Raw genomic sequence first — 20263 nt, 5'->3', positions numbered from 1 at the left:
CAAACTGCAATACCAGGGCAAGGCCATTGTCCGGGTTAACGGGCAGGAATACCCGACCCTGACGGGGGCCACCTTTACCCCGTCCGGGGAAAAACGCGAGGAAGTGACCGGCGCACGCGTTTATGGCTACAAATCGACACCTCGCGCCGCCACGCTGGAATGCAAATTCCCGGCGCGGGGTGATCTGAGTGTGGACGTCATCAACGGCTGGCACGATGTCACGCTGGAGTTTGCCGCCGATTCCGGCGAAACGCACATGATGACCAACGCCTGGAGCAACGGGGAAGAATCCCTGACGGACGCGGGCGAAATTTCCGCCAAATTTACCGCCATTCGCAGCCAGCGTGTGGCGTAAGGAGCAAGCATGACCCACAGCATGGAAACCCTGGCGGCGGCCCACGAGGTTGAAGGGGTGTCGCCGGATATCGCCAGTGTCGCCGACGAACTGGCGCGCGGGCAACTGACCCTGGTTGACGGTCTGGTCACCGGCAGCGGTGATGATGAACAGCGCCATACGGACGTCACCCTGCGGCCATTAACCGGCAAGGACATTATTGATGCCGAATTGGCCGCCGAGCGGGTGGTGCAGACGGCTAACGGCTCAGAGTTAGTGCGTTCGCCAGCGATGGTGGAGTTTGAGCTGCTGCGCCGCCAGGTCGCCCGGCTGGGCAACCTCAACGGCCCATTGTCGCTGCTGCAACTGAAAAGCCTGTCGGCGCGGGATATTGAACGCCTTATCATCGCCCAGCGTCTGGGCGGCAGCGCGCTGGCCGGCCAGCTGGCGGCTGATGCGGGGCGACTGGATGCAGTGTCGGGAAAAAATTGAGGAAGCGGCGCTGATGCTCGCAACCGTTACCAAATCGGGCATGGACTGGGCGCTTTCCCTGCCGTTAATCCGGCTCTACCGGCACTGCCAGCAAGCCACCCATTTATTACAGCGTGAGTAACCGATGGCAGAAAAAAAAGTCAAAGCCGCCGTCATTGTTGACCTGCTGGGCACCCTGCCCCGGCAGGCGCGGCTGTTCGGTCAAAGTCTGGTCGGCATGGGGCGGCAAGGCGGCGCATCCCTGCACGGTCTCGGTCTGCGGGCGAATAGCCTGGGAAGTCAGCTTGACCGGCTGGGCCATCAGGGCCAGCGCACCTTTAGCGGTCTGCGCCTGGGGCTGGCGTCGGTGTCATCCGGTTTTGACCATCTGGAGACGCGCGCCAAGGCGGCCTATGGCGGCGTAGCACGCCTTTACGGGCTGCTGGCCGGGGGCGCGGCACTGGTTGGCCTGAAAAAAGCCTTTATCGACCCGGCGGCGGCAATGGAAAACATGACGCTGCGTCTGAACTCCCTGAACCATCATGATAAAGCCCAGACCGACGCTGACCTGAAATGGGCGCTACAGAATGCCAAGGACTCTACCTGGGGATTGCAAGGGGTGGTGCAGGAATACACCGCCAGTCGCGGGTTTGGCATAAGCCGTGAAGAAGCGCGCCACTTTATTACCATGCTGGAAGACCAGGGTGCGCGACACGGCTGGACGCTGCCGGAAGCCCAGGGAGCCTCTCTTCAGCTCAAACAGATGTATTCGCGCAAAAGCATTCAGGCGCAGGATGCAAGCCTGCTGACCGGCTATGGCATTGACGTCTATAGCGTGCTGGCAGAAAAGCTCGGCAAAAGCCGTAACGAACTGACCCAGCAAGGCGAAAAAGGGTTACTCGGGGCAAAATCGGTTGCGCTGTTGTTCCAGGCGCTGCGCGAGCAGGCCAAAGGGGCGCAGAAAGACGCCATGAACTCGTGGACGGGACTCACTTCCCAGCTGGGTCATGTCTGGCAGCAGTTCGCCGTCAAGGTAATGAATCAAGGGCCGTTTAAACGGCTTAAAACCGAGTTAAAAGACTTTCTGGATGTTGCCGGCGAGGCGCAGGAAAGCGGTTTGCAGGACCAATGGGCCAACCGGCTGGCCAGTCGTTTTAATGGCGTATTCGACAGCGCCCGCCGTGGGGTCACGCTGTTTAAAAATGGCCTGAACCGGGTCAATGCTGAATTGATAGCGCTACGCCAAGCCGGTTACGGCGACACCCTCGACACTATCGGCAAATATGCCGCTAACACCGCCAAAGCCATGCTGGCGATTTACGTCGCCTCGAAACTGGCCCGTGTCGGCATGGCGATAGCCCGTCCCGCCTGGGGGCTGTCGAGTGCGCCGGTACGCTATCCGTGGCGGGCTTATCGGTGGTGGTGTGGGCGCGGCAAAAATGCCCCGGCGGGTTTGCCTGGTCCCGCACCGTTTGCGATGGGCGGCGGACTGGGCGCGCCGGTGAGCGTGTTGGTCACCAACTGGCCGGCGGGCGGCGTCGGGGGTGGCAGTGAGACTTATGTCGATGGTAGCGGACGCACCCGCCGTAAAGGCTCGCGCCTGCGTCCGGGCCGTCCAGCGCTCTCGGTGCCGCGCTCCCGTTTGGGGCGGGCGGCCTCCGCCGTCTCAGGCTTCTTTGGCGGCCTGGTCAATCGCACTGGCGCACGGTTAAGCCGACTACCGGGCGTAAGCACGGTCGGGCGCTGGCTGTCCGGTGTGGGCGGCGGGTTGCGCGATATGGGGCAGCGCGCGCGTGGCCTGCTGGGTGGGGCCACGGCGCGGCTATCCGGTTTCACCGGCTGGCTGGGACGGTCTACGGGGGCACTCGGGCGCGGCGCAATGCGCCTGGGCGGCCCGGCGCTGACGGCGTTGTCGCTGGCCCCGACGCTGCTGGACAAGAATGCCAGCGCCGAGGATAAAGGTGGCGCACTGGGGTCGGCAACCGGGGCAACGGTGGGCGGCCTCGTCGGGGCCATCGGTGGCCCGATTGGGGCAGTGGCCGGCTCGATGCTGGGTAGCGTGCTCGGCGAAAAACTCGGCGGCTGGCTGGGCGATATCTACGCCCGGTGGGACAAGCAGGACGAGCAACAGGCGATGCCGCCACCCGTGAAAGCCCAGGCCGACATGCGTATCGCCCTGGCCCCGGGCCTGGTGCTGCAAAACAGCGCCGTCACCGACAGCAACGCCTTTGGCTTACAGCTCGATGTGTATAACGGCGATAATTATCATATTTATTGAGGTGCGCAGATGAAAAGTACCGGTCAGGGCCGCTTTCGCGGCGTGCCTTTCTGGGTTTACAAAGAGCAGCGCAGTCGCGGCGGTCGCCGGGTGGTGCGGCGGGAATATCCGCTGCGCGAACACGGCGGGGCAGACGATTTAGGAAAAAAACTGCCTGAGCACACCTTCACCCTGTCACTGACCGGCGATGATGTGCAGGCGCAGCGGGTACGGCTGACGCAGGCGCTCAATGCGCCGGGACCGGGCGAGCTGTTGCACCCGGACTGGGGTACGCTGTCGGTGCTGGTTGAACATTTTGAAAGCCGCTACAGCGTCGATAACCAGCGTCTGGTGGAGTTTACCGTCACGGTGGTGCCGGTGACCGATGAGACCGCCCCTACGGTGGCGCAAGATACCGCTGGGGTGGTCAATCACTTAGGGGATGGCACGCTGGCCGCACTCTTTTCCACCCTGGCTGACGGCTGGCAGACCTCGTTGCATGACGCGCAGGCATTAATGGATACCGTTAGCGAGCAGGCCAACACGCTGGAAAGCGCCCTCACGGGTCTGGGGCTGCTGGCCGATATGCAGAGCTTTATCGCCTCGTTTACCGCCCTGCGCGGCAATATCCAGGGCATTATCACCACCCCCGACCGCCTGGCGCTGGCCTTCAAGGGCATTTTTCAGGGCATACAGCGCCTGCCGGCTTACCCCCAACCTGAGCAGATAAAAAACCGGGCACGCGCGCCAGTCTCCCCGCAGCCCGGCGCTCTCCAGCACCAGATAGTCCAGCTGGCCGACCGGCTGGACAGCGCTTTGGTCCGTCAGGATCGCCTGCGCGATAGGCAGGGGCTGCAACCTGCCACTCGCGCCACGGTGCAACTGCTGCACAATACGCTGCGCCTGGCGGTGGCGGTGGTGCAGGTACAGATGTTGTCGTCCCTGCTTACCGCCAGTCTGGCGGCGGTCGGCCCAAACGCACCGGCGCAGGTGTTGCCACACACGGTCTCGCCCGCCCCGCTGCCGCTCAGTGACAGCGCCAGCGTCTGGCTGGAAAGTACGCCGGATGTGGTGCGCGTCAGCCAGCAGGTCGCGCGCCGACTGGATGCGTGTGCCCTGACCAGCTCGGCGCTGGGCTATCAGAGCCTGGCCTTGCAGGTGCGGGCGTTAAGCCGCGCCTTTGTGGCGGATTTATCCCATCGCGGCGTGGCGTTACCCGGCCTGATCCAGGCCGCAGTGACAATCACCGAGCCGGCGCTGGTGACCCTGTACCGCATCACCGGCGATGCGCGTGACACGGCGCGCTTTATTCGTCGCAACCGGCTGCGTCATCCGCTGTTTGTGCCGGGTGGCGAGCGCGTGGAGGTGCTCGGTGGCTGAGGTGGCGTTGCGCATCGACAACCGGATTTTTACCCACTGGCTCTCGGTCAGCATTACCCGGGGGCTGGCGCGTCTGGCCGGGGATTTTACCCTCGGGATCATGATGCCCGGCCAGGCGTTGCCCGACAGCCTGCGCGCCGGCGGGGCGCTGGCGCTGACCCTTGACGGGCAACCGGTCATCACCGGCTACCTGGACAGCGTATCGCACAAGATGGGGGCCGACGCGGCACAGGTCACGATAAAGGGCCGGGATAAAACCGGCGATCTGGTGGATTGTTCGGCGATCTATCCGGGCGGTCAATGGCGTCACCGCACCCTGCAACAGATTGCGCAAGACCTGTGCAGCCCTTTTGGCATTGCGGTGCGCTGGGCGGTGTCTGACCCCGAGGCCGCCAAACCCTTTACCTCCTTTACCCTTGAACTGTCTGAAAGCGTGGCGGATGTGCTGAGCCGGGCGGCGCGTCACCGGGGCGTTTTGGTGACCAGTGATGCCGACGGCGATCTGGTGTTTACCCAGGCGGCGAACACCGCCACTGACACCCTGCGTCTGGGGGAAAATCTGTTGTCCGCCGAGTACACCGAAGACTGGCGCGATCGCCACAGTCAATATCTGGTTAAAGGCCACGGCGGCGGCGGTGGGCACGCGGGCGACGCCAACACCAACGCGCTACGCGCTGCCCCCAAGGGAGAAAGCGACGATCCCGCGATTGCTCGTTACCGCCCCAAAGTGATTCTGGCTGACAGCAAACTGACCCCCGCCACCGCACGGGCGCGCGCGCTGCGGGAAAGTCGCCGGGCACTGGCCCAGTCAGAGCGCTTTACCGCCGTGGTCAAAGGGTGGCGGCGCGAAAGCGGCGAACTGTGGCAGACCAACCGGCTGACTCGCGTCATTGCGCCGCGTCTGTCGATGGTCAGTCGTGACCTTTTAATTAGCCAGGTGCGGTTTGATCTCGATGCAGACCAAGGGGAGCGTACAACGCTAATTCTTGCCCCACGCGAGGCGTTTATCGTGCCGGCGGAGGCGGAGCGTCAGGCCAACGGGGCTGACGGTGGCGTCGATGGCCTGGTGCGGGCCTGGCTTAACCAGGGGAATAAACTCGATGAGTAATATCGCACTGCAACGCCTGCTTGCCCCGGTGATGCGCGGGATCCGCCTGTTGTTCGGGCGGGGCGTCCTGACCGGGGTGAATGACGGTCTGAAAGCGCAAAACGTCCAGTTGACGGCGCTGGACGGCGAAACCTTCGATGAGGTCGAGCGCCCGCAACAATACGGGCATATCAGCGTGCCGTTGCCGGGGGCTGAGGTGGTGTTTGCCTGCCTGGGCGGCAGTCGTGATCAGGCGACAGTCCTGGTGATAGAAGACCGCCGTTATCGACCGACCGGGCTGCCCGCCGGGGATAGCGGCCTGTATCACTATGAAGGGCATCGCTTGCGTCTGACCCGGGACGGGCGCTGCATCATCACCTGTAAAACACTGGAAGTGGTCGCCGAGCAGGAGGCGGTGTTTAACACCCCGACCGCGCGTTTTACCGATGATGTGGTGATTGAGAAAAACCTGACGGTGAAACAGAACATGACGATTGCCGGGAACGCGGAGTCCCAAGGTCCCTTTGCCGCGCCGGAAGCCGTTATCGGTGGCGTCAAACACAGCACCCACCGCCATCAGGAAAATGGCCAGGGCAGTCTGACCGGGGGGCCGCAATGAGCGACGCGGCGCTGCGCTGGATGAATGGCGAGGGGATGCTGTTACAGGCGGGCGCAGATTTACTCGCCGACGACAGTCTGACGACCACGGTGCTGCTGTGTCTGTTTACCGACCGGCGCGCTGAGATCTCCGACCGTTTGCCGGATGGTGGCCATGACCGGCGCGGATGGTGGGCGGACAGTTATCGCGACCGCCCGGTGGGTTCTCGGCTGTGGCTGCTGTCACGGGAAAAGGCGCTGCCTGCGGTATTGGCGCGGGCAGAAGCCTACGCCCATGAGGCGCTGCGTGGCCTGCTGGACGCCGGGATGATCAGCCAGTTGCATTGCCAGGCGAGTGCCCCGCTGCCGGGCTGGCTGCGGCTGACCGTGCGCCTGACGCTCAAGGACGGCAGTGCGCGCCCGTTTACCTTTAAAGCCCGTTTGGAGGGGATGTAAATGCCGTATCAGATACCCACGCTCGGCGAGCTTATCAGCCAGACGCAGCAGGATGTGGCGCAACGCCTGCCGGGCGCGCTGCCGGCCGAGGACAGTCTGTTGGGGGCCATGGCGATGGCGCAGGCCGGGCTGTCGGCGCTGGAGCATGAGCACCTGGGCTGGATAGCCCGGCAGATTATTCCGAGCGATGCCGACGAGAGCGAGCTGCTCAAACATTGCGCCTTTTGGGGCGTGGTGCGCAAGCAGGCCGCCCGGGCCAGCGGCCCGGTCAGGCTGTCGCTGTATGATGCCGCCAGTGTGCCGGTTGGCGCGCGTTTGCAACGGGCCGACGGCGCGCTTTACCGCCTGACAGACGCCGCCCAAGGTAAGGCGGGAACCTTAACGGTTAACGTCGAGGCCGACCAGCCGGGGCTGGCAGGTGACTGCGGTGCGGGACAGACACTCGGTTTTGTCACCCCGGTTGCCGGGGTGGCCCCGCAGGCGCTGACCGATGCGCCCGGGATCCGGGGCGGCGCTGACCGCGAGCGCGTGGAGGAATTGCTGTCGCGCCTGCTGTATCGGGTGCAGTTTCCCCCAGGCGGCGGCACACGCTGGGATTACGAGCGCTGGGCGCGCGAGGTGCCGGGCGTCACCCGCAGCTGGTGTCTGCCCACCTGGAACGGGGCGGGCACGGTGGGCGTGACCTTCGTGATGGACCATCACCCGGATATCTTCCCCGGCCCGGCCGATATTGCGCGGGTGACCGACTATCTCGCGCGCCACCGGGACCCGGCCACCGGCGAGTGGGTCGGCCAACCGGAGGGGCCGACGGTGACGGTGTTTGCGCCGGGGGCAAAAAAGGTCGATATCACGCTGCGTATCGCCCCCAATACCCCGGATAACCAGGCCCGTATCCGCGAGGCGCTCAGGCAACTGTTTTACACCGCGGCCAAACCGGGCGAAACCCTGTTGCCCTCGGCATTCTGGCGCGTGCTGTCCGGGATAGGCGGACTGGATGATTACGCCCTGAAAACCCCGCTGACGCCGGTCAGTAGCGGAAAAACCGAGCTACTGGTGATGGGGGATATCACATGGCTTTAAAAGCACACCAACGCGCACTGCTGCAATTGCTGCCTAATGGCCTGGCCTGGGACAAAGCGCCGGATACGCTGCTGGCGTCGCTGGCCGACGGCCTGGCCCGCAGCACAGCACGCGTCACCGAACGCGCCGAGCAATTGTTGGCCGAGCGTTTTCCGCTGACCGCCACACGGTTGCTGGCTGACTGGGAGCGTTTTTTAGGGCTACCGGACTGTGATATCGGCGACGATGCCGGTATCGATGAGCGCCAGCGCTATGCGGCCAACAAGCTGCGGATGAAACCGAGCCTCAACCGGCAGTTTTACATTGACCTGGCGCGGTCTTATGGCTTTACGGTGAGCCTGAGCACCTTGCCGGATAATCAGTGGGTCACGATGGTGACGATTGAGACCCACGTGGACTATCGCCCGATGCATGTGCTTGACCCGATCACCACGCCGCTGCGTATTTATTACGCCGGGATACTCGAATGCCTGTTAAACCGCTATAAGCCGGCGCATCAGGACTTTCGCTATGTGTATGCTGACAAAAAGGAGAAAGGCTAATGTATTTTTTAGATAACAACAGCGGCATAGCCACCATGCCGCCGCTGAAAGAAACCCAGAGCACTACGCCGTTATGGTTTACCGAGGGTGACGGCCACAAGGGCATCAGCTGGCCGGGGGAGGACTGGTTCAATATCCAGCAAGCCGAACAACTGGCCTTGCTGGAAGCTGCGGGCATCCGCCCGGATAAGGGCAAGCTAAACCAGCTGACGTTGGCTATCCGGGCGATTATCGGTCAGGAGGCGTTACTGAAAACCCAGGCATTGGCGGAAATTGCCGCAGCGGGCAAAGGGGCACAGAAAAAGGCCCGTACGCATCTGGGCCTGGGCAAGCTGGCGACCCAGGACGGCATTCAGGAGGCGACGCTTCACCGCAAAGGGATAGTGCAGTTAAACAGTTCCCCTCGCAGCGCGGACGAAACTACCGCCGCGACGCCTAAAGCGGTCAATGACCGGGTGAATGCGGTTGTTGACAAAGCGCCGTCTGATTTAGATACGCTGAACAAGCTGGCGAAAGCGATCAGCAATAACCCCAAATTTGCTGAAAACGTCATGCAAATTTTGAGTCAAAAACTGGCAAAAAATGAGAATGGGGCCGACATCCCGGACAAAAATCAATTTATAAAAAACCTTGGTTTAACGGAAACGGTTAGATTGTGCAAAAAATGCACTGGATAAACGTACTGGCGGAACGGTCAATGGCGGTGTCACATTAGGGCAAAATTTAACCATCTCATGGGGCGGCAGAACCGCCACTTATCATGAAAATGGGGATATTACTGGCCCAGCTTGGGGTGGGGCGTTGAGTGGCTGGATTACCGCCCGTGCAAATGAGGCACAAAGCAATGCCTGGCAACATGCCGATCATGTAGCGAATGGCCGTGCCACTTGGGATTATGTCAATACTACGTTCGTAAAAGATATTCGACTGGGGCATGTGCAGGAGATTCAGATATGGCGAGGCACAGCTTATCGTGATGAACCTCATTATGTAATAACGGCGTGTATAACGGAAACGTTGATGCCTATGTGGATTATGTTCAGCGCCGTATCTTACAAAAAAACGTTAACGGTGAATGGATAAATGTGTGGTTTATGTGATGAAAAATATTAAAAATTTCAAACGCTATCATCCTGACTCTGTTGATAAAAAATGGCTAGAACACGCTGTTGGGGCGATTTTCCTGATATCAGAAGACGGTCAAGACTGGTATGAGTGCCAGAAAAGCTTTCAGCCCGATACAATGAAAGTCGAGTATTGAAGCCGACGGTGTAATCCGCTCAATGGGCTATGATATCAGTGGCTTTTGTCCCGATGGGTGCAGCATAGCAGAAGTATCAGCATGGCCTCAGGAGGCAGCCCCTAACCGAAAATGGTGTTTTATCGATTGGTAAGGTTGTTCCACGTGTTTATACAGCAGATGAACTCAGAGAGCAAGCGACCCATAAACGAGACTATCTGCTTGAGCAGGCAGCAAAAATTATAGCACCGCTACAGGATGTGGTAGACCTCGATATGGCCACCGAGGCAGAAAGGGGGGCAGCTTGTTGCGTGGAAGAAATACCGCGTGCTGCTAAACCGTGTCGATATCAGCAAAACGCTCGATATTGCGTGGCCGAAAGCGCCGAAAAGATAAAAACTTTATGCTGCCCTGACAATGTAGTTAAACGCGACATTTCGCGGCCTTGTTTCTGAAGCGGTTCTCAAACCAGACTGAAAACTGGCTGAGCAATCAACAGCGAATACGCCGCTGGTTCCAGAACCAATACTGCTGCCGCCTGTTCGACTACCCATTTTGAAAATCCCCACTGGCTGGTGATTGACCGACAAACTGAATGCCGGTTATGTTTCCAGTGAAATTTTGAAGGGTATCACCTTGTACGCTTAATATTTTGCGTCCGTTATCCACTTTTCGTCCTGCATCCCAGCCACGGATAAACTCGCCCCGTAAATCAGGGAGTTTGCCTGATGGATAGGCGAGTGCCAAGAGCGGGTATTTTTTCTTATCGAATGGCTCACCGTTTGCAGATAAACCAACCCGTTGGCGCTTTTTTCAGTCGGCCAAGGCAGAGGAACACCGACTGGGATTTCGGTACGTAACATTTCAGGCGTAACGGCTTTAACATCTGTAGCGGTTAACTGCACATCCTGAGTCAGGGTTTTGCCGTTAATTTTACGCTGATTGGGTGTTGCATTTTTAGCCAGATTTATCGTTTCCAATAAACCAAGGTTTTTTGTAAAAAAGGATTTCGCCTGTTTCCTGACAAAATAAGCCTAAATGATGGCTTGATGAGGAAAATGCACGGCAAAAAACACTGTATTTACCGTTCAAATTTTAGCCAAAATGCCGATTTAGGGCTAAAATCGAGGTTTTGATTAAATTTTAATCCATTTTGGGGTGTTTTATGTACAGCAAAATCTCACTACTGAACTCTTGTCGGATAACATAAAACATCAGCGATATAGACGATCAATAAAGTGTTATCGATCGTCAAAACAGATCAATTACAGTGGCTTAACTACATTCACAATACTTAACCTGAGTTCGGGATAAGCATAATCAATTATGCTTGAAGATACGTACCTGCAACAGGTATCTTTGGTTTAGATGGCATTAAACAATATGCAACCAGTCCGCCTAATAAATTCACTACAAAATTAGCCGGAGAGCGATGTCGCGTATGCTCTATTTGACAAAGATTTTTTAACTCATCAAATACCGTTTTCAATGACAGAACGATGACGCAAGATGGCTTTGTCGAAACAAGTCTGTTTAATAGGCTTCATTTTCTTCTTGATATTCGTTATAAGGTTAATTCCCATCGTTTTGAGTTGCTGTTTCAGTGAAGCCGATAAATACCCTTTATCTGCGTACAAACAACCAGAAAGATCCTTTGTCAGCTCAGGCAATGGTTTCCGATCATCGGTGTTTCCTGGTGTGAGTCGAAAACTGAGTATTTCCCCCAAATGATTGATAATTATATGAAGCTTGAAACCAAAGAACCAACCTGTTGAATTTTTTCCCCGTTGAGCTATCCCATTGAAGACTTTATGCCTGCGGATCCGTAAGTTATCACACACTGCTATCGGAGTAGAATCGGCAACCGATAGCCCCGTGCATTTTCCCTTAATTGACTCAAACAGTGCCGTTAACGCTAAGGCACTACGCGGAAGTAACTCTACACAGCGTGAATAGGATGGCAAGTTAGGAAATTCCTTCCGGAGATATAAGCGGACATAATAGAGATAAAATACCTTGAATTGCCTGAATCGGAGTTGATGAAACAACACAACCAGTGTCATCATTTCCGCCAACGAAAGCTGAGTAGACCGTCTACGACGCTTAGTACCGTTAGTCAGCAAATATTCATGCATTTTTGGCTCGAAGTCTTTGCAAAAATCATCCATCAGGCAATAAAGTTCAGTAAGATTTTCCATAATTGTTTAACAATGCTCTACTCTTTAACCAGACTGTTAGAGTATTTTAACAAAACAGGCTCATTCAACTATTTGAATATCAAGACTTTCTCTTTATTTCTTATCCCGAACTCAGGTTAAAATATTTACCTCGATACCGCAGTTAGTATCAAATAACTTTCCTTTGTGTGTTTTTTGAGCGTATCAAATATTTTGCCTTTCGGTATCAAATGATTTGCCGCGCTATATTACTTGTAAGAATGTTTTATAGATATCTTTAATACATGGATAACCCGACAAAATATGAACACCCTGATTTTTTCTTGTTTTTAAATTTATACTTCTTTTTTGGAGATTGCGACACGAGTTTCGCACCAATAAAAAAACGCGCTATTTTTAAGTTTAATTTAGCATAATATATAAATAGAAAAAATCTCATAAATTAAAAATAACTTATTGTAATTTAAGTAAATTTATACGTCTTAGCAAGTTACAGATTAATTATTGTTCTGAAGCCATTTCTAGAATTTTATATGCCCGTGCGAAACTCGTGTGCGAAACTCGTGTCAACATGAAAATTTACTGGTGGTGGAGGATATTTGCCAAAGATTGCACGATAATAGTGAAAAAATTGATGTTTCCCCACCTGATATTATTTTATTACGTAAAATTCAGCATTTGCGTCGTCTTATTCATGTCACGTTACATCATGCTAGCGATAGCGACTGTCTATACCGTTTACAGCCAACCGCTGCGGTTGCCGGTGTACCGAGGAAAATAGCCAAGAATTTTTTACAGCAAAATGAGCCTATTTGCCGCGGTTGGTACGCAGGTAGTGCCGGTTATTTATCACTAAATCAAAGTGAATTTGTGGTTTCTTTGCGTTGTGCACATATCAATTATTATCATCTTCGGCTTTATGCCGGCGCCGGTATTTTTAAGGATTCAGATCCGCAGCAAGAATGGCTTGAAGTCGAAAATAAGGCCGCAGGTTTACAAACATTGCTAAATAGAGAAATATTTTGTTGTGAAAGTTGATATTAACAACAAAAATAATTTTTTAGCGTCATTTTATTGAACTGGAATAAGGAAAATCACGTAATTTTACTTAAAATTGCTATTATTTTATTTCTTATTTCTGCTTTGAGTAATATATGTCGCATAGTGTTTTTAACCGTCAATGGGCGGAAGTCATTTTGGAAGCATTAAGCAGACATGGTTTAAGTCATGTTTGTATTGCGCCAGGTTCTCGCCCTACGCCATTGACATTGGCAGCTGTGGCACATAGTAAATTAGTTTGCCATACTCACTATGATGAGCGAGGGTTGGGCTATTTTGCTTTAGGCTTAGCTAAAGTTATTAGTAAACCGGTGGCGGTTATTGTTACTTCTGGTACCGCAGTAGCTAACTTATATCCTGCTTTAATAGAAGCCGGCTTGACTGGTGAAAATATCATTTTTTTAACCGCCGATAGACCTGCTGAATTAATTGATTCTGGTGCTAATCAGGCTATACGACAAACGGCTATTTTTGCTGATCATCCAGCACAAACATTAGCATTGCCTAACCCAACACAAGCTATCAATGCACAATGGTTGGTGAGCACTATTGACAATGCGATGAATAATCTTTCTCACGGCACTTTGCATATCAATTGCCCATTTGCTGAACCTTTATATGGTGACAGCTCAGCACAAATTGACTAGCAAAATTCACTGGCTAGTTGGTGGCAATCTTCGACACCCTGGTTGATAGGTTCCAGATCCAGCTCACTAGCATTAGTTGTTGATTGGCATATTTGGCGACAAAAAAAAGGTCTCGTGATTGCGGGCAGAATGCGGCCTGATGAGGGAAAAAAAGTTGTCCAGTGGGCAGAAATGCTAGGCTGGCCAGTTATTAGTGATGTTTTATCACAAACTGGGCAACCTTTACCATGCGCTGATCTCTGGCTATCCGTAACAGAGGCAAAAAACATTCTGCAAAATGTAGAGCTAGTCGTCCAGTTTGGCTCAAGTTTAACCAGTAAACGTTTATTAGAGTGGCAAGCACAATGCCAACCAGAGGAATATTGGATTATTGATAGCATTCCCGGTCGTTTGGATCCGACTCATCATCGTGCTAGGCGGTTGGTTAGTACCGTATCTGACTGGTTAATTGCGCATCCGCCAATTAGCTGTTTGCCTTGGGCGCATGTATTGACAGAAATTGTCAATAACGTTCATAGCACGGTTAGTAAACCGTTTGCTCAACAATTTTCAGAGGCCGCTATTGCTCATCAACTTGCACATTTGTTACCGACAGATGGGCAACTTTTTGTTGGTAATAGTTTGATTGTCAGATTAATTGATGCTCTAGGCCAATTACCGACTAGTTATCCAATTTATAGCAATCGTGGAGCAAGTGGTATTGATGGTTTGATTGCTACGCTAGCCGGTGTGCAAGCTGCCAATGCAAAACCCACATTGGGGATTATCGGCGATATTTCGGCGCTTTATGACTTAAATAGTCTAAATTTATTACGTGCTTGCGTGGCGCCCATGGTGTTGATTGTGGTGAATAATAATGGTGGCCAAATATTCTCTATGTTACCTACTCCTGAGATGGAAAGAGAACGTTTTTATTGCCTGCCTCATCATCTGCAATTTAAGCATGCGGCCGCTATGTTTGGACTATCTTACGCCTCACCATCAAATTGGCTTCAGTTGAAAGATACCATCAACAATTATTGGCAGCAGGGCGTTGATGATCGAATTGTTAGTAGCCGGTGATGAAGGCGCGAGAACACTCAATCAGCTTGTTAACCAGATGATGGAATTATAATGCTATATACGCGAAGATATCATGAAAAATGTGCTGGAACATGGTTAGTTTGGTTACATGGTCTACTTGGCAACGGCAGTGAATGGCTACCTATTATAGAAAAATGCGTTAATCGTCCGTCACTTACAATTGACTTACCGGGACATGGGCGCTCACCTCACATTCAATTAACCGATTTTTCTCACGTAAATCGGCTAATTGAGCAGGCTATTGGGGCTAATCAAATTGATAGTTACTATCTAATCGGCTATTCGTTGGGTGGCAGAATTGCTATGTATTACACCTGTCAGTTTCAACCCACTAAATTAAAAGGCTTGATTGTTGAGGGGGCTAATGTTGGTTTAACACAGCCAACGGATCGCCTGCTACGTATAAAGTATGATCAGTCTTGGGCAAAACGCTTTCGATGTGAGCCAATGGATAGTGTCTTATCTGACTGGTATCAGCAAGCCGTTTTTGATGATTTATCTGCCCAGCAACGGTAACAATTGATTACTGAACGCAGCAATAACCGTGGTGAATATGTAGCTCATTTATTGGAAACGACTTCACTAGGTAAACAACTTTTTTTAGTCAATAAATTATTACAGCGAAACTACCCGTTCAGCTACCTCTGTGGTGAGTATGACGAAAAATTTTGCTCTATCTCATAACAATTTTCGTTACCACTTATCCGGATACCTGGAGCTGGGTATAATGCCCATCGTAGTAATCCAGTCGCTTATGCTACAGCAGTGGAGCGTTTTTTAACATTTTCTGAGGGAAGGAATTGAATATGCAATGTCTGAATGAAGAACAACTTTATGCTGTTGCTCAATGGCATGATTATTCAGCCCAATTTGAAGATATTCTTTATCATAAAAGCAAAGATGGAATTGCTAAAATTACAATCAATCGTCCACATGTTCGTAATGCATTTCGGCCACAAACCGTCAAAGAGATGATCCAGGCGTTATCCGACGCCCGTTACGATAATGCGATAGGTTGCATCATTTTAACCGGCCAGGGTGAGAAAGCCTTTTGTGCCGGTGGTGATCAGAAAATTCGTGGTGATTATGGTGGTTATCGAGATGATAATGGTGTTCACCACTTAAATATTTTAGATTTTCAACGGCAAATTAGGACCTGTCCAAAGCCGATTGTTGCTATGGTTGCCGGTTATGCGATTGGCGGTGGGCATGTATTACATATGATGTGTGATTTAACCATTGCTGCTGACAATGCCATATTTGGTCAAACGGGGCCTAAGGTTGGCTCATTTGATGGTGGTTGGGGAGCGTCCTATATGGCACGCATCGTTGGACAAAAAAAAGCACGCGAAATTTGGTTCTTATGCCGTCAATATGATGCACGGTCAGCACTAGAGATGGGATTGGTAAATCAGGTTGTGCCTTATGCTGAATTGGAGCGTGAAACGGTAGGCTGGTGTCGTGAGATATTAAAAAATAGCCCAATGGCACTACGCTGTCTGAAAGCAGCGCTTAATGCGGATTGTGACGGCCAGGCCGGTTTACAAGAGTTAGCCGGTAATGCAACCATGTTATTTTACATGACCGAAGAAGGGCAGGAAGGGAGAAATGCTTTCAATGAAAAACGGCAACCTGATTTTTCAAGCTTTGAGCGTAATCCATAATGCGTAAGGCGGCAATATATCAATTTAGTCTACCTATGGAAGCAGGGATCGTATTAAGGCAGCAGCGATTAAATGACTCCCAAGGTTGGGGTGAAATTTCACCTTTACCCGAGTTTAGTGTTGAAACACTGGAAATGGCCAGGCAATCATTGCAAACAGGCTTACATAACTGGTGCCAGGGTGCAACAGTTAAAACGTGCCATATTCCATCAGTGGCTTTTGGGCTCAGTTGTGCGCTGGCTGAATTAAAGGCTGAATTACCTGAAATAACCCATTATCCAAAAGCAACCCTTTGCACCGGTGATCTGGATGCGTTTATTTTACAATTAAATGGTGCTAGCAGTGAAAAAGTGGCTAAGGTTAAGGTTGGCCTTTATGAGTCGGTGCGGGATGGGATGGTGGTTAATTTGCTACTTGATGCGGTTCCTTTATTGCGTTTACGGTTGGATGCTAATCGAAGCTGGAACCAATCACAAGCCGCCGCGTTTGCCAAGTATATTAAGCCAGCCAATCGCAGTAGAATTGATTTTATTGAAGAGCCTTGTAAAACCATGCTTGACTCATTAGCGTTTGCTCAACAAACGGGGATCGCTATTGCTTGGGATGAAAGTATGCGCGAACCTAATTTTAAACTTGAAAAACAGCCAGGTGTTAGCGCCATTGTTATTAAACCTACCTTACTGGGTAGCTTAAATCACTGTAAGCAACTTATTGATGACGCCAGGGCTTTGGGATTAAATAGTGTAATTAGTTCAAGTCTTGAAAGTAGTTTTGGTCTAACACAATTAGCTAGAATAGCAAGCTGGTTAACACCAGAAACCGTTCCCGGATTAGATACCTTGTCTTTGTTCCAGACTCAACTGGTTCGTCAATGGCCTGAAAGTTCATTGCCATTAATCGGATTAAATGAATTAGAACTAATATGGCAGAATAAATGATATTTAATCAATGGCCTTGGATCTATTGGGCAGAAAAATCGCCTGCTGACATTGCACTGATAACTGAGCATAGACATATAGTTGGCGGCAATTGGTAGCAAAAATTAATTGCGTTGCCGACAATCTCCACCGTCAGTTGCTTGCTCCCGAGTCGATGATCGTCATGCTAAGAGGAAAAAATAGTTTTTCTATGCTGTTATGTCAGCTGGCATTACTGCAGTTGGGGGCGCGTATTTTGCCCCTCAATCCACAACTGCCAGAGAGCACAGTAGTAGAATTAATTACCGGTTTGTCGGTTGATTATATGATTGATTTTACTGAACAACCGTTGTTTTTGCCGAAGGTAAAATTGTTAGACTATCGCGCAGTAATAGCAAAATCGGTTAATCTTCAACATGGTGTTACTGGCCCGCTACCTTTTATGCCATCGCTGCCGGCAACATTAATATTAACTTCGGCTTCAACCGGAATGGCGAAAGCGGTGGTGCATAATATTACTGCTCATCTCAATAGTGCTAAAGGTGTGCTTTCGTTATTACCGTTTGAACACGTGAGGATTGTTGGTTACTTTCTTTACCGCTTTTTCACGTCTCAGGTCAGGGGATTGTTTGGCGGTGGTTATATCGAGGAGCAAGATTAGCAATAAAAGCAACCATTTCATTACCACATGCATTACAGCAATGCAGCCACGCTTCTTTAGTACCCACTCAATTATGGCGTTTATTGAAGATAAAAGGGGTTGAGCAAAAATTCAGTTTACAAAATGTGTTATTAGGCGGTGCGATGATCCCGCATGAGTTAGTCACTACGGCTAAGCAGCATGGCATCCGTTGTTGGCTCGGCTATGGTATGACAGAAACAGCCTCCACGGTTTGCGCGAAACAAGCAGATAGTACTCTAGGCGTCGGTTTACCTTTAATCGGCAAGTCTCTTCCACGAGTTTCGCACCAATAAAAAAACGCTCTATTTTTAAGTTTAATTCAGCATAATATATAAATAGATAAAGCCTTATAAATCAAATGCAACTTATTGTAATTTAAGAAAATTCATGTGTTTTAGTAACTTGCAGGTTGATCATTGCTTTTAAGCCATTTTTAGAATTTTATATGCCTGTGCGAAACTCGTGTCTTCGCTTAGTGAATAATGAAATTCATATTCAGGCTGATAGTTTGGCATTAGGCTATTGGTGGCAGGGTAAAATCTTACCCTTAGCATTAGTTAATGGTTGGTTTGTTAGCCATGATAAAGGTACTTTTTCGGGTGGAGAATGGCGGATCTTAGGTCGATTGGATAATCAATTTTTTAGTGGCGGGGAAGGTATTCAACCCGAAGATATCGAATCGATATTGAATAGTCATCCTGATATTAAACAGAGTTTTGTCATTCCAATAGCTGATAAAGAATTTGGTCACCGTCCAGTTGCGGTCATTGAGTCTGATAATCAACAACTGGTAACCAGCTTAAGTCAGTGGTTAAATCATCGGTTAGCGGCCTTTCAACGACCTATTGCTTATTATTTATTGTCTAGTATGTTAATCGATAATGCCGGCATTAAGCTTTCACGCCGCAATATAAAGCAATGGCTTTTGCAGCATCATAATGATAATCAAGTGGATTAAGATAATCTGGTGCTGGCTTTAAGGCGATAATAGATAGTAATGTATATCCTTGGCTAAATACAATTTTTAGACTGCATCAGCGTAAAAATGATCCGGAGAGGTTTTACTCTCTCCGTTTGCTAGCAAGCAATTTTATTTATGCTGTTTTTTTCGCCATTTTTCTAATGCTTTTTCAACCCCTTCACCATATTTAGGGTGTACCTTGCTAAATAGCGCAACCTGCCGCTGCTGGGTTTCAATTGAAGCTTCAACTAATTCACTGGCAATTCTGTCAAACATACGTTTATGTTCGTGTTTACTGAGCAATTTATAAAGTGCTCTTGGCTGACTGTAATAATCTTCATCTTCCCGATGATTCCAGTGATCGACTGTTCCACATAGTGTCAATGGTGGTTCTTTGAATTGAGGTTGTTCTTGAAATCGGCCCGCACTATTTGGTTCGTAAGTAACCCCATTGCCACTATTACCATCCACTCTCATGGCACCATCACGGTGGTAGTTATGAAATGGACAGTTAGCCTGTGGTTTATTTACTGGGATCTGAAAATTATTGACGCCTAACCGATAACGATGCGCGTCGCCATAAGAGAATAACCGGCCTTGTAACATTTTATCCGGCGAAAAACTAATACCTGGCACGATATTCGCTGGGCTAAGGGCGGCTTGTTCCACATCAGCAAAATAATTATCAGGATTGCGATTTAATTCAAACTCACCAACATCTATTAATGGGCAATCTTTATGTCGCCATACTTTGGTCAAATCAAATGGGTTGTAAGGCAGTTTAGCGGCATCGGCTTTAGGCATCACTTGGATTTGCAATTTCCAACGTGGATAATTTTGGCTGTTAATGGCATTAAACAGATCACGTTGTGAACTTTCACGATCTTTAGCGATAATTTGTTCCGCTTCGTCATCCATCAAATTTTCAATACCTTGTTGGCAACGAAAATGAAATTTAACCCAGAATCGCTGATTTTTTTCATTAATAAAACTATAGGTATGACTACCGAAACCGTGCATATGACGGTAGGATTTAGGTATACCTCGGTCACTCATATCAGTAGTTAATTGATGAAGAGATTCAGGCAAATGCGAGAAAAAATCCCATTTATAAGCAGGGTTACGTAAATTAGTGTGCGGATCACGTTTTACCACATGATTAAGATCAGGAAATTTTAATGGATCACGTAAATAAAAAACTGGTGTATTGTTACCCACTAAATCCCAATTACCTTCTTCAGTGTAAAACTTTAAGGCAAAGCCACGAATATCTCGCTCTGCATCAGCAGCTCCCCGTTCGCCGGCCACGGTAGAAAAACGGATAAATAATTTGGTTTCCTTACCTATTTCAGAGAAGATTTTTGCCCGTGTATATTGGCTAATATCATGGGTAACGGTAAAAAGTACCAAATGCCCCAGAGCCCTTGGCATGCATACGGCGTTCAGGAATAACTTCACGATCAAAGTGAGCCAATTTTTCTAAAAACCAAACATCTTGTAATAACATCGGGCCTCTATGGCCTGCGGTGATAACATTATTATTATCAACGATGGGTGAGCCTGCAGCGGTAGTAAGACCTTCTTTTTTCTCCATTACTCATCTCCAGTTTTAGTTGAAATAGATAGAAA

The 20263-nt window shown here is 50.7% G+C and carries 22 protein-coding genes and 6 pseudogenes; 23 read left to right on the top strand and 5 right to left on the bottom strand.

The features are described 5' to 3' along the window. Window positions 1–4 precede the first annotated feature (4 nt). From V3224_RS02365 to V3224_RS29675, 15 genes and pseudogenes are all read left to right on the top strand, one after another. Window positions 5–355, top strand: a complete 351-nt coding sequence (locus V3224_RS02365; RefSeq protein WP_334468301.1) for a phage tail tube protein — start codon at window positions 5–7, stop codon at window positions 353–355. A 9-nt stretch (window positions 356–364) separates the two neighbouring features. Continuing rightward, window positions 365–826 (top strand): hypothetical protein, encoded by a 462-nt coding sequence (locus tag V3224_RS02360; protein ID WP_334467921.1) that lies wholly within the window; start codon window positions 365–367, stop codon window positions 824–826. Then, window positions 804–947 (top strand): hypothetical protein, encoded by a 144-nt coding sequence (locus V3224_RS02355; RefSeq protein ID WP_334467923.1) that lies wholly within the window; start codon window positions 804–806, stop codon window positions 945–947. The genes V3224_RS02360 and V3224_RS02355 overlap by 23 nt, the downstream gene beginning before the upstream one ends. Window positions 948–950: 3 nt before the next feature. Beyond that, window positions 951–3083 carry a tape measure protein gene (locus tag V3224_RS02350; RefSeq protein WP_334467925.1) on the top strand — a complete coding sequence of 711 codons (2133 nt, stop codon included), beginning with the start codon at window positions 951–953 and terminating at the stop codon, window positions 3081–3083. Between the two features lie 9 nt (window positions 3084–3092). Next, on the top strand, window positions 3093–4442 hold the full coding sequence (locus tag V3224_RS02345; protein ID WP_334467927.1) for a DNA circularization protein: 1350 nt from the start codon (window positions 3093–3095) through the stop codon (window positions 4440–4442). Continuing rightward, window positions 4435–5550 carry a phage baseplate assembly protein gene (locus tag V3224_RS02340; RefSeq protein WP_334467928.1) on the top strand — a complete coding sequence of 372 codons (1116 nt, stop codon included), beginning with the start codon at window positions 4435–4437 and terminating at the stop codon, window positions 5548–5550. The genes V3224_RS02345 and V3224_RS02340 overlap by 8 nt, the downstream gene beginning before the upstream one ends. After that, window positions 5543–6148: a phage baseplate assembly protein V gene (locus V3224_RS02335; protein ID WP_334467929.1), complete on the top strand. Its 606-nt coding sequence runs from the start codon at window positions 5543–5545 to the stop codon at window positions 6146–6148. The genes V3224_RS02340 and V3224_RS02335 overlap by 8 nt, the downstream gene beginning before the upstream one ends. Further along, window positions 6145–6582 (top strand): phage GP46 family protein, encoded by a 438-nt coding sequence (locus V3224_RS02330; protein WP_334467930.1) that lies wholly within the window; start codon window positions 6145–6147, stop codon window positions 6580–6582. The genes V3224_RS02335 and V3224_RS02330 overlap by 4 nt, the downstream gene beginning before the upstream one ends. Continuing rightward, a complete protein-coding gene (locus tag V3224_RS02325; protein WP_334467932.1) occupies window positions 6583–7662 on the top strand; it encodes a baseplate J/gp47 family protein in 1080 nt (359 codons plus the stop codon). Then, window positions 7653–8204 (top strand): YmfQ family protein, encoded by a 552-nt coding sequence (locus tag V3224_RS02320; RefSeq protein WP_334467934.1) that lies wholly within the window; start codon window positions 7653–7655, stop codon window positions 8202–8204. The genes V3224_RS02325 and V3224_RS02320 overlap by 10 nt, the downstream gene beginning before the upstream one ends. Further along, window positions 8204–8881: a phage tail protein gene (locus tag V3224_RS02315; protein ID WP_334468285.1), complete on the top strand. Its 678-nt coding sequence runs from the start codon at window positions 8204–8206 to the stop codon at window positions 8879–8881. Before V3224_RS02320 ends, V3224_RS02315 begins: the two co-directional genes overlap by 1 nt. A gap of 124 nt (window positions 8882–9005) precedes the next feature. After that, window positions 9006–9287, top strand: a complete 282-nt coding sequence (locus tag V3224_RS02310; protein ID WP_334468284.1) for a hypothetical protein — start codon at window positions 9006–9008, stop codon at window positions 9285–9287. A 13-nt stretch (window positions 9288–9300) separates the two neighbouring features. Beyond that, window positions 9301–9465, top strand: coding sequence for a hypothetical protein (locus tag V3224_RS29685; protein ID WP_442889724.1), 165 nt, complete (start codon window positions 9301–9303; stop codon window positions 9463–9465). 125 nt (window positions 9466–9590) lie between these two features. Then, window positions 9591–9680: pseudogene (locus V3224_RS29680) on the top strand (tail fiber assembly protein); the annotation flags it as partial. A 91-nt stretch (window positions 9681–9771) separates the two neighbouring features. After that, complete coding sequence (locus V3224_RS29675; RefSeq protein ID WP_442889732.1) at window positions 9772–9840, top strand: tail fiber assembly protein; 69 nt, start codon at window positions 9772–9774, stop codon at window positions 9838–9840. A 5-nt stretch (window positions 9841–9845) separates the two neighbouring features. Here the strand turns inward: V3224_RS29675 and V3224_RS02300 are convergent, their stop codons facing one another. The 4 genes and pseudogenes from V3224_RS02300 to V3224_RS02285 all read right to left on the bottom strand — a co-directional run bounded on the left by V3224_RS02300 (window position 9846) and on the right by V3224_RS02285 (window position 11996). Continuing rightward, window positions 9846–9998, bottom strand: a complete 153-nt coding sequence (locus V3224_RS02300) for a hypothetical protein (RefSeq protein ID WP_334468282.1) — start codon at window positions 9996–9998, stop codon at window positions 9846–9848. A gap of 90 nt (window positions 9999–10088) precedes the next feature. Continuing rightward, window positions 10089–10424, bottom strand: coding sequence for a hypothetical protein (locus tag V3224_RS02295; RefSeq protein WP_334468280.1), 336 nt, complete (start codon window positions 10422–10424; stop codon window positions 10089–10091). A gap of 344 nt (window positions 10425–10768) precedes the next feature. Continuing rightward, window positions 10769–11642: pseudogene (locus V3224_RS02290) on the bottom strand (IS982 family transposase). Window positions 11643–11864: 222 nt separating this feature from the next. Beyond that, window positions 11865–11996, bottom strand: a complete 132-nt coding sequence (locus V3224_RS02285; RefSeq protein WP_334468278.1) for a hypothetical protein — start codon at window positions 11994–11996, stop codon at window positions 11865–11867. A gap of 192 nt (window positions 11997–12188) precedes the next feature. Here V3224_RS02285 and V3224_RS02280 point away from each other — a divergent pair. From V3224_RS02280 to V3224_RS02245, 8 genes and pseudogenes are all read left to right on the top strand, one after another. Further along, window positions 12189–12659: pseudogene (locus tag V3224_RS02280) on the top strand (chorismate-binding protein); the annotation flags it as partial. Window positions 12660–12775: 116 nt separating this feature from the next. Next, a pseudogene (gene menD / locus V3224_RS02275) lies at window positions 12776–14441 on the top strand (2-succinyl-5-enolpyruvyl-6-hydroxy-3-cyclohexene-1-carboxylic-acid synthase). Further along, window positions 14441–15214 (top strand): annotated as a pseudogene (gene menH / locus V3224_RS02270) (2-succinyl-6-hydroxy-2,4-cyclohexadiene-1-carboxylate synthase). The pseudogenes menD and menH overlap by 1 nt, the downstream one beginning before the upstream one ends. 2 nt (window positions 15215–15216) lie before the next feature. Then, window positions 15217–16074 (top strand): 1,4-dihydroxy-2-naphthoyl-CoA synthase, encoded by an 858-nt coding sequence (menB, locus tag V3224_RS02265; protein ID WP_032114665.1) that lies wholly within the window; start codon window positions 15217–15219, stop codon window positions 16072–16074. Continuing rightward, complete coding sequence (gene menC / locus V3224_RS02260) at window positions 16074–17012, top strand: o-succinylbenzoate synthase (protein WP_334468275.1); 939 nt, start codon at window positions 16074–16076, stop codon at window positions 17010–17012. The genes menB and menC overlap by 1 nt, the downstream gene beginning before the upstream one ends. A gap of 91 nt (window positions 17013–17103) precedes the next feature. Continuing rightward, the gene (locus V3224_RS02255) at window positions 17104–17652 is read left to right on the top strand and encodes an AMP-binding protein (RefSeq protein ID WP_442889720.1); all 549 of its coding nucleotides are present in this window, start codon (window positions 17104–17106) and stop codon (window positions 17650–17652) included. Next, window positions 17616–17966 (top strand): AMP-binding protein, encoded by a 351-nt coding sequence (locus V3224_RS02250; protein WP_334468299.1) that lies wholly within the window; start codon window positions 17616–17618, stop codon window positions 17964–17966. The genes V3224_RS02255 and V3224_RS02250 overlap by 37 nt, the downstream gene beginning before the upstream one ends. Window positions 17967–18124: 158 nt before the next feature. Continuing rightward, entirely contained in the window at window positions 18125–18631 is a 507-nt protein-coding gene (locus V3224_RS02245; protein ID WP_334468273.1) for an AMP-binding enzyme, read from the top strand. Window positions 18632–18763: 132 nt separating this feature from the next. On the opposite strand, the pseudogene V3224_RS02240 reads toward V3224_RS02245, so the two are convergent. Then, window positions 18764–20228 (bottom strand): annotated as a pseudogene (locus V3224_RS02240) (catalase). Window positions 20229–20263: the final 35 nt, after the last annotated feature.

Source organism: Arsenophonus sp. PmNCSU2021_1, assembly GCF_036919435.1.
GTDB classification, from domain to species: domain Bacteria; phylum Pseudomonadota; class Gammaproteobacteria; order Enterobacterales; family Enterobacteriaceae; genus Arsenophonus; species Arsenophonus nilaparvatae.
Note: the sequence above shows the minus strand (reverse complement) of the source record. Positions and strands in the feature narration are given on the sequence as shown.